Annotated in this window: 9 protein-coding genes; 7 read left to right on the top strand and 2 right to left on the bottom strand. The window is 40.4% G+C overall.

Annotated features, from left to right (window positions below; all coding sequences use genetic code 11):
* Positions 1-10 precede the first annotated feature (10 nt).
* The 7 genes from KOLE_RS05950 (at position 11) to KOLE_RS05920 (ending at position 10,218) form a co-directional block, all read left to right on the top strand.
* On the top strand, positions 11-1,252 hold the full coding sequence (locus KOLE_RS05950; RefSeq protein WP_015868538.1) for an ABC transporter substrate-binding protein: 1,242 nt from the start codon (positions 11-13) through the stop codon (positions 1,250-1,252).
* Between the two features lie 107 nt (positions 1,253-1,359).
* Complete coding sequence (locus tag KOLE_RS05945) at positions 1,360-2,586, top strand: carbohydrate ABC transporter permease (RefSeq protein WP_015868537.1); 1,227 nt, start codon at positions 1,360-1,362, stop codon at positions 2,584-2,586.
* The gene (locus KOLE_RS05940; protein WP_015868536.1) at positions 2,583-3,416 is read left to right on the top strand and encodes a carbohydrate ABC transporter permease; all 834 of its coding nucleotides are present in this window, start codon (positions 2,583-2,585) and stop codon (positions 3,414-3,416) included. Before KOLE_RS05945 ends, KOLE_RS05940 begins: the two co-directional genes overlap by 4 nt.
* Positions 3,417-3,433: 17 nt before the next feature.
* Positions 3,434-6,394, top strand: a complete 2,961-nt coding sequence (locus tag KOLE_RS05935; RefSeq protein WP_158303010.1) for a family 10 glycosylhydrolase — start codon at positions 3,434-3,436, stop codon at positions 6,392-6,394.
* A 24-nt stretch (positions 6,395-6,418) separates the two neighbouring features.
* On the top strand, positions 6,419-7,918 hold the full coding sequence (locus KOLE_RS05930; RefSeq protein WP_015868534.1) for a DUF4127 family protein: 1,500 nt from the start codon (positions 6,419-6,421) through the stop codon (positions 7,916-7,918).
* The gene (locus KOLE_RS05925; RefSeq protein ID WP_015868533.1) at positions 7,915-8,805 is read left to right on the top strand and encodes an ROK family protein; all 891 of its coding nucleotides are present in this window, start codon (positions 7,915-7,917) and stop codon (positions 8,803-8,805) included. The genes KOLE_RS05930 and KOLE_RS05925 overlap by 4 nt, the downstream gene beginning before the upstream one ends.
* Before the next feature lie 21 nt (positions 8,806-8,826).
* Entirely contained in the window at positions 8,827-10,218 is a 1,392-nt protein-coding gene (locus KOLE_RS05920) for a protein O-GlcNAcase (protein ID WP_015868532.1), read from the top strand.
* Positions 10,219-10,291: 73 nt separating this feature from the next.
* On the opposite strand, the gene KOLE_RS05915 is transcribed toward KOLE_RS05920, so the two are convergent.
* Positions 10,292-11,959: an alpha-glucosidase family protein gene (locus tag KOLE_RS05915; RefSeq protein WP_202795094.1), complete on the bottom strand. Its 1,668-nt coding sequence runs from the start codon at positions 11,957-11,959 to the stop codon at positions 10,292-10,294.
* Positions 11,925-12,755, bottom strand: coding sequence for a carbohydrate ABC transporter permease (locus KOLE_RS05910; protein ID WP_015868530.1), 831 nt, complete (start codon positions 12,753-12,755; stop codon positions 11,925-11,927). Before KOLE_RS05910 ends, KOLE_RS05915 begins: the two co-directional genes overlap by 35 nt.
* Positions 12,756-12,757: the final 2 nt, after the last annotated feature.

Here is a 12,757-nt window from a genome sequence, read left to right as displayed (position 1 = left end):
GGTGCGTACTATGAAAAAATGGTTAGTGCTTGTGTGTGTGGTGATGCTTACCACTTTCATAATGGCAAAGAATGTGACCATCGAAGTTTGGACCCTCTCATTGAGCCCAACCTTTGACGACTATCTTAATGCTGTCGTTGAAAGTTTTGAAAAAGCAAATCCTGGCATCAAGGTTAACCTTGTAGACATACCTTATGGTGCAGCACTCCAAAAATTGCAAGCTGCTATTGCCGCTGGAAAGGCTCCAGACGCTGTTAATTTAAATACCCCCTGGACAATAGACCTGGCAGCTATGGAAGCTCTTCAACCAATCGATAATTACGTTACGGAAGTTGAAAAGTACCTTTATTGGGAAAAATTGTGGAATGCTACAGTGATTGATGGAAAGTCTTATGCCGTTCCGTGGTACGGCAGTCCTATGGTTCTGATATACAACAGGCAGATTTTCGACGAAGCAGGTCTTGATCCCGATAATCCACCAGAAACTTTTGAAGAAATGCTTGAGGTATCGAGAATAATCAGAGAAAGAACTGGTGTATACGGATTTGAACCTAACATCAATGGATATATGGATTTAATTGCAGAAGGAGTACCAATGGTTACCCCGGATGGCAAGAAAGCTGCATTTAATACCCCTAAAGCAATTGAAAAACTCAAATGGTATCAAACTCTTTACAATGAGGAACTCATACCCAGATCACTTGGTGGCTACATCGCTGGTAAGCAAGACTATTCCGCTGGTAAGATTGCCATGTATCCTGTTGGAATAACAATGCTGAAGCATATCCAGGTAAACAGTCCAAGTATTTTTGCGGTTACCGATGTTGCACCACATCCGATAGGAGACGGAAAAATCTTGAAGAATTCTATCATGAATTTCTCTATTCCAGTTAATGCCAAGCATCCAAGAGAAGCTGTTAAGTTTGTACTGTGGATGACTTCGCCCTATTGGCAGATTCAATTCGGTCGATATGCGACCATACTTCCCTCAACCAAGATCAGCTACGATTCTGACATATGGTTCATTGAAAATGCTGAAACTGATCTACTCATCAAGGCTCAGGTTATGGCCGCTAAAGCTTCCGGTTATGCCGCTGATATAAGCAGAATACCTGGGCTTGACCCAGAAAAACATGGCGAATTCACCAGAATACTGAACGATTACTTCGTGAAGGCTATTAAAGGAGAGTATACAGCCGAAGAAGCTCTTGCAAAAGCTGAAGAAGAAATCAACAAGCTCCTTAAAAAGTAGTTGATGATCAAATTTGACATGGGGGGATTTCCTCCCCCCGTGTTTTAAGTATGACTTCCGTTGAGGTTTTTCGTAGAGAGTTTCTGGACTTTTTTGGGAGGGATCTTGTGAGGACAGTTGCTTTTATCGTAGGAATTTTGACCTGTATTTCTCTTTTTGCTCTAATAATTGGTTATGTACCTATTACCCCTGTCCAGTGGAGCAAATTTTCGGAAAGTGTTTCAAGCGGTGAATTATGGGGGGCAATATTTATTGCCGCTGCTTTTTGGAGCAGTATTTTTGGAATAATCACAATATTCCTTTTTAGAATATCAAGCGGGGTCTTGATGATTGTTTCTTCGCTGTTGTTGGTTCTGGGAACTGTAATTGCTGGTAAATATCTAGAATTCAACCCTTTTTATTTGTATCTTATCGCTATCTTACTTCTTATAACAGGTTTTCTCACCATCATATCTAATATGAACAAACGCCAGGCTCAAACATACATAATCGCTTATAGCTTTCTTTTCTTACCGCTTCTGTTAATGGGGATATTTACTTTTTATCCTCTAATCAAAGGAGTAGTATTATCATTTGCGGAATATAATATGTTAACAGGTAGAACAAAATGGATAGGTCTTGAAAACTATAGGGAAATCTTTCAGGATAAATATTTCTTCATTTCACTAAGGAACACTTTCAAATATTTGATTGTAGTCCCTCCCATACAGTTCTTCTCAATTGTTCTTGCTGTTCTTGTTAATCAAAAGCTTCCCGGTATAAAGCTTTTTAGAACTCTTTTCTACATACCTGTTATAACAGGTGCGGTTATCGTATCTCTGACATGGAGATGGATATACGCTGAAGATGGTCTTTTGAACTATATATTGATGAATTTGCATGTAATAAAGGAACCGGTCCTTTGGCTGACAGATAGAGGTGTAGCTCTTTGGGCAGCAATGTTCGTAACCTTCTGGCGAGGCCTTGGGTATTATATGGTCATTTACCTTGCAGGGTTGCAGAATATTCCTAACGAACTATATGAAGCAGCAGCCCTCGATGGTGCCACAGGAAAAAAGAAATTCTTTTACATCACGTTGCCCCTATTGCGACCGTCTATACTCTTGTGTTCAGTTCTTTCAACTATGGCTGCTTTCCGTGTGTTTGAAGAGATATTCCTCCTGACCAGGGGAGCAGCTGATACATCAACTCTGGCCTATGAAATATACGACAGAGCTTTTGTGAGATACAACTTTGGTGAATCAGCGGCAATAGCTATTGTGCTCTCAATGATGATCGCCGTGTTTACGGTGATTAACTTCAAATTCTTCGGCGCAGGGAGAGAAAAAACATGAAGAAAATAAGTACAAAAAGATTAGCAAAGTTTTTATTCTCCTACACAATTCTGATTTTACTTGCTGTGTTTTTTGCTTTTCCATTCTTCTGGGTGCTTTCAACCTCTCTAAAAACAGCTGTGGATGTATTCAGCTGGCCGCCCAAATGGATACCCAACCCACCAACTCTGGAGAATTATCAAATGGTTCTCAAAAAACTGCCTATACTCAGGTATTTCCTAAACACATTGATAATAACGGGAATGGGTATTCTGTTTAACGTTGTTCTTGCTGCATTAGCCGCTTATCCGCTAGCGAGGTTGAATTTTAAGGGTAGAAACCTTATATTTGCAATAATACTTTTGCCAATGATGATCCCCATGCAAGGGGGGCTTATAGTCAATTTTATTACTATAATCAAATTACATCTATACGATACTTTTCTGGCAGTTGTGTTGCCTGGAGCGGTCTCAATCTTCGGGATTTTCTTAATGAGACAGCATTACCAGTCCGTCCCCAAGGAGCTAGAGGATGCTGCAAGAATCGATGGTTGCAATGAATTTCAGCTATGGTGGAAAATCATGCTCCCCATGGTCAGACCTGCCATCACCGCACTTGCAATATTCTCATTTGCAGCTTATTGGAATGCATTCCTCTGGCCATTAATCGTTTTGCAAGACTCCAACAAATATCCTTTGCAAGTGGGCCTATCCTATCTTAGTAGCACCTTCGAAGGAAACTTCAGACAAATATCCGCAGGTATTATTATCGCAGCAGTGCCCATTTTGGTTTTCTTTTTCTTCACCCAGAGGTTCTTTATTGAAGGTTACCAGGGTGCTTTAAAACAATGACAAACGAGGTGATGGTGATGAAGAGATATTTTCTGCTTGTAGTTGTATTGGTGATTTCTGTTCTTGCTTACAGCAATATTGCTGTCTTTGTCTCTAAGACAACGGAAAATTTCTATGGCAGGGCCGCTTACATGGACATTCTCAACGGGACATTCGCTGCCCTTGATAAAGGCATGATACCTTACAAAATCATCACAACCGACGAAATTCTGTCAGGTGTCCCTGAAGATATCAGTCTTTTGATAATACCCTCTAACGCTGCCATAACTGATGATGAAGCTGCTGTTCTTGACAAGTTTTTGTTAAGAGGTGGAAGAGTTGTCGCTGGCTATGAGGCTACTTTACGCTATCCTAACTTCAATCTGAGACCAAATTATACTCTGGGCAACTACCTTGGAATAAAAAGTCCGCAATGGGCTAGAGGAGAATACAAATACATGAAACTCACTGAAGAAGGCAAAAAGTTTTTTGGAAACAATGTACCAGAGTATATAAAGATGCCACGCGGATTTACCTTTATCTTCGATCTGGATGGTGCTAAACCACTCGCTGTATGGACAAAGGATACGGAAGGTACACCAACTTCAAGCAAAAAAAATTGCGCGATTGCGATGACGGAATCAGGAATCTTTTTTGGAGAGAATATTTTTCTTATTGCAGAAGCCAGTGATGAGCTAACAACCATCTTTAACACTGCCGTTAGAAAACTTGCCGAACTCCCACCCGCAGATATTAACGTGACAAAAATAAAGCTACAAAAACTCAAAGAGAAGCTCTTAACGGTCCAGCAATCTCTTTATCTTCTGGAAGAAGCGATGAAATCCAAAGATTTTGAATCTATGAAATTGAAGTTATCGCAGATAGAAAAGCGTATCGAAACACTTAGCCTAAACGAAAATACAGTTTTAGAGCAAATTGAAGAATTGGGCAGAGAACTAACCACTTTTTCCTATTCACTGTTACCTTCACGCGTAGTACAAACAAGAGCAATCTGGCTTGATCATGGTGCGATGGCAGCTACAGGCGGACCGGAAAACCTAAGAAAAACGATAGAAAAGCTCGCACATCTTGGCTTTAACGTCTTGCTTCCTGAAGTAATCTGGAAGGGAACCACTATTTCTCCCAAACTAACTGTTTATCCACAAAACGAAGAGTTCAAAGATTGGGAAGAAGACCCTCTTGAGATCATAATAGAAGAAGCTCACAAATACGACATGGAGGTACATGCGTGGACCTGGACTTTTGCAGTAGGTTATCTAGGAGAATCAAATGAGCTGATGAATAAAAACCCGCATCTTGTTGAAAAAGACAGATTTGGTAGAACTTTCGCTGAAGGTGATAATGTGAAAAGAGCGGGCTTTTTCTCTCATTCTAATCCCAAAGCCCGTGAGCTAATCAAAAGTGCCATAAAAGAAGTCGTTGAGAAATACCCTGAAATAGATGGTATAAACCTCGATTACATACGCTACGAAAACAGTGATATTATAGACCACGGTTACGATGATTATTCTGTCAAAGCTTTCAAAGAGGAAACAGGAATAGATCCTTTCAAGATTGAGAAATACACAAAAGAAGAGGTTTTGTGGCATCTCTGGAGAGAGAATCAGGTAACTTCCTTTGTAAAAGAAATCTCCGAAGAATTGAAAGCCATAAAGCCAACTATAATAATCAGCGCCGATGTTATAAATTTACCAACAGGAGCACAGCATAAATTCAAGCAGAATTGGGTCCTCTGGGCAAAAAATGGTTATGTCGACGCGCTTTTTCCAATGGCTTACACCCCTTCTTCTGATGACCTTAGAATAATGATTGAAGCAGAAAAAAGCGCTGTCAGTGGAAAGGTTTTCCTCTATCCTGGTATGTCATTATTTGTAAATAGGGATACAGAAAGTGTCTTAAAGCAGCTGAAAATACTCTCTGAGGAACTTGATGGTCTGTCTATGTTTGCGCTTTCCTATATTGATGATTTTGACAATACAATTCTCTCAAAAGGCCTTTTCAGGAAAAAAGCTGTTCCTGCACATTCGGAACCCGTAAAGATAATTCCTGCTTACTACGAAGAACTGAAGAACTTAACAGAAATATGGCTGGAAAAGGGTTCAATTACCAGAGAAGAAATTAGTTGGTTTAACAATTGGTTTGAAGCTATTCTGGAAATGGCGAAAAATGACGAAAAACTTGACGATATCTGGAACGCTGTTATAAAAATGAAGCGAGAGGTTTCTTCCAATATAAAAGATATGACAAATGCCAGAGTCATAATTGATACACTTTACAGTATAACCGATACTTTCAGACCCAGGTGGTACATTCAGAGTAGAAAGGGTAAAAAACCCTACAAAGCCGTCAAACCAGAGCAAATGATAGTTGTTGAAAAGCCCATTCCTATTCCAAGAATGGAAATATTTAAGACAGATATTGCCCCCAAAATCGATGGTAATGCCAACGACATCGCCTGGACTCACGCTTCCTGGAGCAGTCCTTTTGTTACCTACGACCATGGAAAGGAAGTAATGAATAAGACATACGTTAAGCTGGTTTATGATGATAAATACCTGTATGTACTGTATAAAGCCGAAGAATCCGATATCAGTGGAATGCAAATAGTCTCAGGCAAAAGAGACACTAGAGTATATTTGGGCGACTCTGTTGAGTGTTTCGTGTGGCCTGATGAAAAGAATAAAGTTTACTACCATTTCGTTATTTCTGCTGATGGCACGGTTTACGATGAGATAGGATTCGACAGTAAATGGAATGGTTATATCAAGGCAGCCTCAAAGGTTTACGAAGATCACTGGATTGTTGAAATAAAGCTTGATCTTGAGGAATTAGGAATAGATCCTTCCAGTAACCGCCCTTTTAGAATGAATTTCAATAGAAGTCGCTGGAGAGGTAAAACTCCGCTGTACACTGGTTGGAGCTGTACTTATGGTTCATTCCATACACTTGATAGATTCGGTTATGTTATTTTCAAATGAGTAAAGGATTGAGGTGTACGTACTGTGAGAATAATTTTCATACCGGTTGATGAACGATTTTGTACACGGGACTATTTCCTACTACTGGCTGAGACCTTCAACATAGAGGTTGTGACACCTCCAATAGAAATGCTTGGAAGGAAGAAAATTCCCGCAGATATAGACGCAATATGGCACTGGCTGGAAACAGAGACAAAAGATGACGATCTACTCATCATTTCACTCGACATGATTTTATATGGGGGATTGATTCCTTCTCGCATAAGTATCGATTCCATTGAAACAATACGAAAGCGTCTGAGTAAACTGAAGAACATTAAACAACCGAACAATAAAATCTATCTGTCTGCTACTGTAACAAGAATACCAGCCTACAACTATGCAGACGAAGAACCAGATTACTGGGACTATTTTGGAGTGAAAATCTACGAGTATTCGAAGAAGATTGTACAATTTAAACGTGGAATTTTGTCGGCAGAAGATCTTAAGAAGGCTAAGGCCACTCTTCCAACCTGGATTTTAAAAGACTTTTTATGGCGTAGAGAAAGAAACTTCAACATTCTAAAGCTCACAATAAAGCTACTCAGTGAAAATTCTATAGATTTCTTGAATTTGGTGTTGGATGATAATGCACCAGGTAGTTTGTCCGTATTTGAAGCGGAACGTCATGCCAATTACGTCAAAAAACTTGGAGTCGTAGATCGTATCTCAATCCATCCTGGTGCTGATGAGTCGCTTTTAACCCTGCTTGCCAGGGCTATGGTTGAACATGTCGATTACCATCCAAAAATTCGAATCTTTTACTCGCAACCAGAGTTTGTTGATCTAATACCACCATATGAAGGCACCCCAGTTAAAGAAAGTGTACCTGTTCACCTAGAAACCTGCGGTGCAACAGTGGTGCCTAACAATGAAGATGGGCTTCTAATCGTTCATAACCCCAATGACAGACGTGAAAGCGAACAGCAGGTACAAGCGAACGAATCTGTTTATCAGAGAATTGTTGAGGTACTTACAAGAAGAGAGATATCTGGCATATGCGACATCGCCTTCGCTAATGGGGCAGATAATAAATTGGTAGAAAGCATTCTCAATCCAAGATTTGATTGGTCAAAGATTATCTATGCTGCCTGGAACACAGCCGGGAACACTATAGGAACGGTTTGTAGTTCACTTGTTCTCAGGATTCTCGCAGAAAAAGGGTTCATCACTCTTGATTTAGACAAGTTATATGAGCTCAATGCGATTTTCTTGCTGGAACATTGGGGTTATCAAGCCAATGTAAGAAAAATTCTCAGGGATGTTGAAGCCCCAAAAAGAGGTGGCGATCTTTTCACCGTCATACCTCTGGAAGGGTGGGCAACAAAATACGTAAAAGAAAAATTAAACCCTTTTAAAGAAAGAATTGAAAAGACTTTTGGCCGGATTTATGATTATCTAGACCCTTTCTTTCCCTGGCATCGGCCGTTTGAAATAGGCTTTTTAAGAAACTCAGAGGAAAGTGCAAATGGAGGCAGGAAATGAAAGCACTTGGAATCGATATAGGTGGTACTACAATTAAAGCAGGTATTATCGATGAAACTGGTAATTTACTTTTAAGAAAGATTGTCCCTACAAATCGATCTCTAATGGAACAGTTGAAAGAAATTATCAGGACTCTCATGAAAAATGGGAACATTAGCTGTATTGGAATCGGTTCTGCAGGGAGAATAGATCCGCAAACTGGTCATGTCAGATTTGCTACCACGAATCTTTCCAATTGGTCTGATGTCCCTCTGAAAACGGTTATCGAAGATTCATTCCACCTTCCAACTGTTGTCATCAATGATGCAAATGCTGCCGCTTTTGGCGAGTGGTTCCTTCATTATAGAGATACATCTTCCCTTGTTCTGCTGACGATCGGAACAGGACTTGGTGGCGGAATCGTGATAAATGGGCGGCTTGTTGAGGGAGAAAGAGGAGAAGCTGGAGAGATCGGCCACGTAATCCTTCACAGTGATGGAAAACAATGCAATTGCGGTAAAAAGGGTTGCGCTGAACAATATATTTCTATGCGTATAATCCACGAAAAAGTTGCTTCCAGTAAAGGGAAAAGTTTAGACCGCTTCGAGCTTATAAAAGCTTTCAACGAAAAAGATCCGGAAGTCATTAAAGCTGTCGAAGAAGTCTGTTCCGATTTGGCCCAGGTCGTCGATTGGATATTCAATTTCATCGATCCTGAAAACGTCATAGTGGGTGGAGGAATTGCTGAACTTGGAGAAGATTTCTTGAAAATATTACGCTCTAAACTTGCTCCTTACGCTAAACATTCTTTATATGAACCATCTAACATCAAACTTGCAAAAACTGGCAACGATGCGGGTATAATAGGTGCAGCACTCTACAGTATGTATAAAAACGCAAAAATTTGAATGTGAGGGGAAAGATAGGAAATGAATGCTTTCAAAATTCGCGGTGTTGTCGAAGGGTTCTATGGAAAGCCCTGGTCTATGGAAGACAGAATGGAAATGATTCCTTTCCTGGGGAATCATGGTTATAACCTCTATATTTACGCTCCAAAGGATGATTCGTTTCACAGGTACAGATGGCGTGAAACTTATTCATATTCTTTTATGAAAGATTTTGAGAAGCTTGTCAAAACAGGTGAGAAAAGTGGTGTTGAGGTCGCTTTTGCCATCAGCCCTGGCCTTTCAATTGTCCACAGTGATCCCGAAGAATTGAGGACCATCGTTGAAAAGTACCTGAGCTTCGCAAAACTCGGCGTCAGGAGTTTTTGCCTTTTTTATGACGACATCCCGCCAAGTCTCTCACCTGAAGATGCTGAAAAATTTGGCAATCTAGCCGAAGCCCAAATATATTTCGCAAATTCGGTCTATGAGGAACTGAAAAAGAATCTTGAAAATACTCTTTTCATAGTCTGTCCAACCGAATATTGCACAAACTACGATACTCCATACCTACGAAAATACGGTGAAAAACTCAACCCGGAAATACACATATTCTGGACCGGACCCGAATGTTGTTCGAAGGACATCCCCGAAAGTGACGCAATAATGATATCTAAAACCATCAAACGCAAACCTCTGTACTGGGACAACTATCCGGTAAATGATTCCTACATGGTCCCGGAACTCCATATCGGTCCTTATACCGGGAGAGCCCCTGAACTCGTGAATTATTCAGCCGGACTTCTCCTGAATCCAATGAACCTGCCGGAAGCTTCTAAGGTAGTTCTCGCTGCGGCCTCTAGATTTTTACTGGATCCATACAATTACAATGCTGAGAAAGCGTGGGAAGAAGCTCTAGAAGAAATCTTCGGTGAGGCTCACGAAGAAGCGAAGCACTTCGCTCTCTGCAATCTAACCAGTCCTTTATATCCTGAAGAGCCTGAAATAACGAAAGAAATCGTTGAAAAATTCCATGGTCTATTCAAAATGGGAAAATTTGATGAGGCAATAGAACACTTAAAAAACGAAGCTGAAAAATTCATAAAGAATGCAGAGAAACTCAGAGAAAATATTTCCAGGAAGATGTTGCGGGATATAGAGCCCTGGCTGAAAGAATATGAAGCATGGGGAAAAATACTTGGATTTATCGTAAAAGTGCTCGAGGTTCGAAAGGTACTTTACACTGAAAAGTTCAAAAAAGAAGATCTTTACAAGATTAAAGAAGCTATTCTCGCTCTCCAAAAGCATCTATCTGAACTCACGGGGCAGAATACCCTGTGCTGCGGCAGCGCTCTACGGGATTTCGCCATGGAAGTGCTTGTGAGAACAAAAGGAATCCTGAAGCTCTTTGATTACACGACACCTTCAAGTTCTTGATATATCGCCAACCTCCCTAGTCAGTCTAGAAAAAACGCCTCCCTCTGCGGGAGGCGTTTTGGTTTCAACAGTACTATGGACCTAAAACTTCCCCGATTATAATTTCCAGAGGGGCAAGCGTTAGTTCTAAGCTCAAAATTCCCTCTTGCCTATGCGTACCAAATTGAACAGAAAACCCCTTGAAATCTGTGCCCTTCAATTCAAGTCCAACTTCTTGATCATTGAAATTCAAGATCACAATCTTTCTTTCATCCTCATATTCGCGGAGATAAGCAAGAACCTCGGTATTACTAGTTTCGAGTTTCCTGTAATCACCAAATTTCAATGCGTTTGATTCTTTTCGCAACCTTAGAAGTTCTTTATAATAATTCAACATTGAATTCGGGTCTCTGGCTTCATGTTCAACATTTACTTCGTTCTTGTTTTCATTGACGGGTAACCATGGTTCCACAGTAGAGAACCCTGCAAATTCACTGTCGTCCCACTGCATCGGTGTACGACAACCATCTCTTCCTTTATGCTTCGGCCAAAGGTTTACTCCCAATGGATCTTGAAGCTTCTCGTAAGGTATATCTCCTTCTGTCATCCCAATTTCTTCACCTGCATAAAGGAAGGGGGTTCCCCTGACAGTTAGTAACATAGCTGCCAGCACCCTTGCACGTTGAACATCGTCCTTTCCATTCGAAAAACGGGAAATAAACCTGGGGGAATCATGGTTTCCCAGCACATAGCTGGGCCAAGCAACCTCACCAAAGATACGCTCGGTAAGATCAATCACATCTCCAAAAGCACGTGCACTGAAAATGTTTACATCTTTAAATTCAAAATTGAAAGCCAGATTTAATCTACCGGGCTTTGTGTATTCATAATACTGAATAACCCCTAAATCAGTTGCAACTTCACCAATCGTAACTCTGTCACCAAAGCTATCAACAATCTCCTGGAGTTCTTCGACAGCGAGCAAAGTCTCGGGCCTATCACGGGTGAAGATATTGTAGTAGTTCTCGAACTCGATTTCCGTTCTTCTCTTTTTCCTGGGGTTGTTCCTAAGCTTTGCATCTTTGTAGTAAAGGTTCACGACATCCAATCTGAAACCATCAACACCTTTTTCAAGCCAAAATCTCACTACATCAAAAACAGCTTTCTTCACCTCAGGGTTTCTCCAATTGAGATCTGGCTGTTCCTTTGTAAATAAGCAGAGATAGTACTGTTTTCGTGTCTCATCCCAATTCCAGGCACTACCACCAAAGTACGACTGCCAATTGTTCGGTGGTGTTCCCTTCTCTCCATCTACCCATATGTACCAATCAGCTTTTGGATTATCCCTTGAAGACCTCGATTCAATGAACCATGGATGTTGATCTGAGGTATGATTCAAGACCATATCTAAAATAACCTTTAATCCTCTCTTGTGGGCTTCTTCCAATAGTTCATCGAAATCTTCCATTGTTCCGAAAATCGGGTCAATAGCATAGTAATCTGAAATATCATACCCAAAGTCCTTCATCGGTGATTTATAAATAGGGGAAAGCCAAATGGCGTCGACCCCAAGATCAGCTATATAATCCAGTTTTGATGAGACTCCTTTTAAATCTCCAATTCCATCATTGTTACTGTCCTTAAAACTACGTGGATAAACTTGATAAATTACTGCACCTTTCCACCATGGTTCTTTCAAAATGATCTCTCCTTCCGATGAGAATTTATCAATCTTTGATAGCTCCAGCAGTAAGCCCGGCAATTATCCACCTTTGAAGGAAAAGGACCATTATTATTAAAGGAAGAGTTATTACCACCGCAGCGGCCGCAATGAGCTGCCAGGAAGAGGTATACTGACCTTGAAATAGTGTTAAAGCAACGGGAACAGTGAATTTGTCAGCAGAGGTTACGAATATTTTCGCAAATAACAGCTCATTCCAGGCTCCTATAAAAGTTAATATTGCAGCGGTAAAAACGCCCGGTGCCGCCAGTGGTGCAATTACCTTTGTAAATGTGGTAAAAGGTCTAGCACCATCAATAGCAGCAGCCTCAACCAATTCATCTGGAATTTGCCTGAAAAAGGTTGTTAAAATCCAGATGGTTAAAGGGAGAGAAAAAGTAAGGTAAGGAAGAATTAGTGCCCAATAAGTGTTTATTAATTTTGCTTCTTTAAACATGATATAAAGGGGGGATACAACAACGATTCCAGGAAACATAGAAACCGATAATATAATAGATAAAATGAGATTCTTGAATTTCATCCTGAATTTTGCAAGAGCATACGCTGAACTTGCTCCAATCGCAAGACTCACCAGGGTCGTGCTCAAAGCAACAATAAAAGAGTTCATGAGATTCCTTCCTAACTTTTGAACAGTGAAAATAGCTTTGTAATTCTCCCATTGTGGTTCTTTAACTATCCAATTAGGAGGCATCTTGTAAAGCTCCATGTCTCCTTTAAGAGAGGATATAAAAAGCCAGTAAAAGGGAAAAAACATATAAATTACTATCACCATCACCGTTATAAGTAAAAGCAACTGATTGAGTTTTCTACGCTTCATTC

This window comes from Kosmotoga olearia TBF 19.5.1 (assembly GCF_000023325.1).
Classification (GTDB): domain Bacteria; phylum Thermotogota; class Thermotogae; order Petrotogales; family Kosmotogaceae; genus Kosmotoga; species Kosmotoga olearia.
This window is presented reverse-complemented; position numbering and strand designations above follow the sequence as displayed.

What these genes read in the sequence shown, in the direction of transcription:
- KOLE_RS05950 (WP_015868538.1), top strand. Translation starts at nt 11, where the DNA reads ATGAAAAAATGGTTAGTGCTTGTGTGTGTGGTGATGCTTACCACTTTC.
- KOLE_RS05940 (WP_015868536.1), top strand. Translation starts at nt 2,583, where the DNA reads ATGAAGAAAATAAGTACAAAAAGATTAGCAAAGTTTTTATTCTCCTAC.
- KOLE_RS05935 (WP_158303010.1), top strand. Translation starts at nt 3,434, where the DNA reads ATGAAGAGATATTTTCTGCTTGTAGTTGTATTGGTGATTTCTGTTCTT.
- KOLE_RS05925 (WP_015868533.1), top strand. Translation starts at nt 7,915, where the DNA reads ATGAAAGCACTTGGAATCGATATAGGTGGTACTACAATTAAAGCAGGT.
- KOLE_RS05920 (WP_015868532.1), top strand. Translation starts at nt 8,827, where the DNA reads ATGAATGCTTTCAAAATTCGCGGTGTTGTCGAAGGGTTCTATGGAAAG.
- KOLE_RS05910 (WP_015868530.1), bottom strand. Translation starts at nt 12,755, where the DNA reads ATGAAGCGTAGAAAACTCAATCAGTTGCTTTTACTTATAACGGTGATG.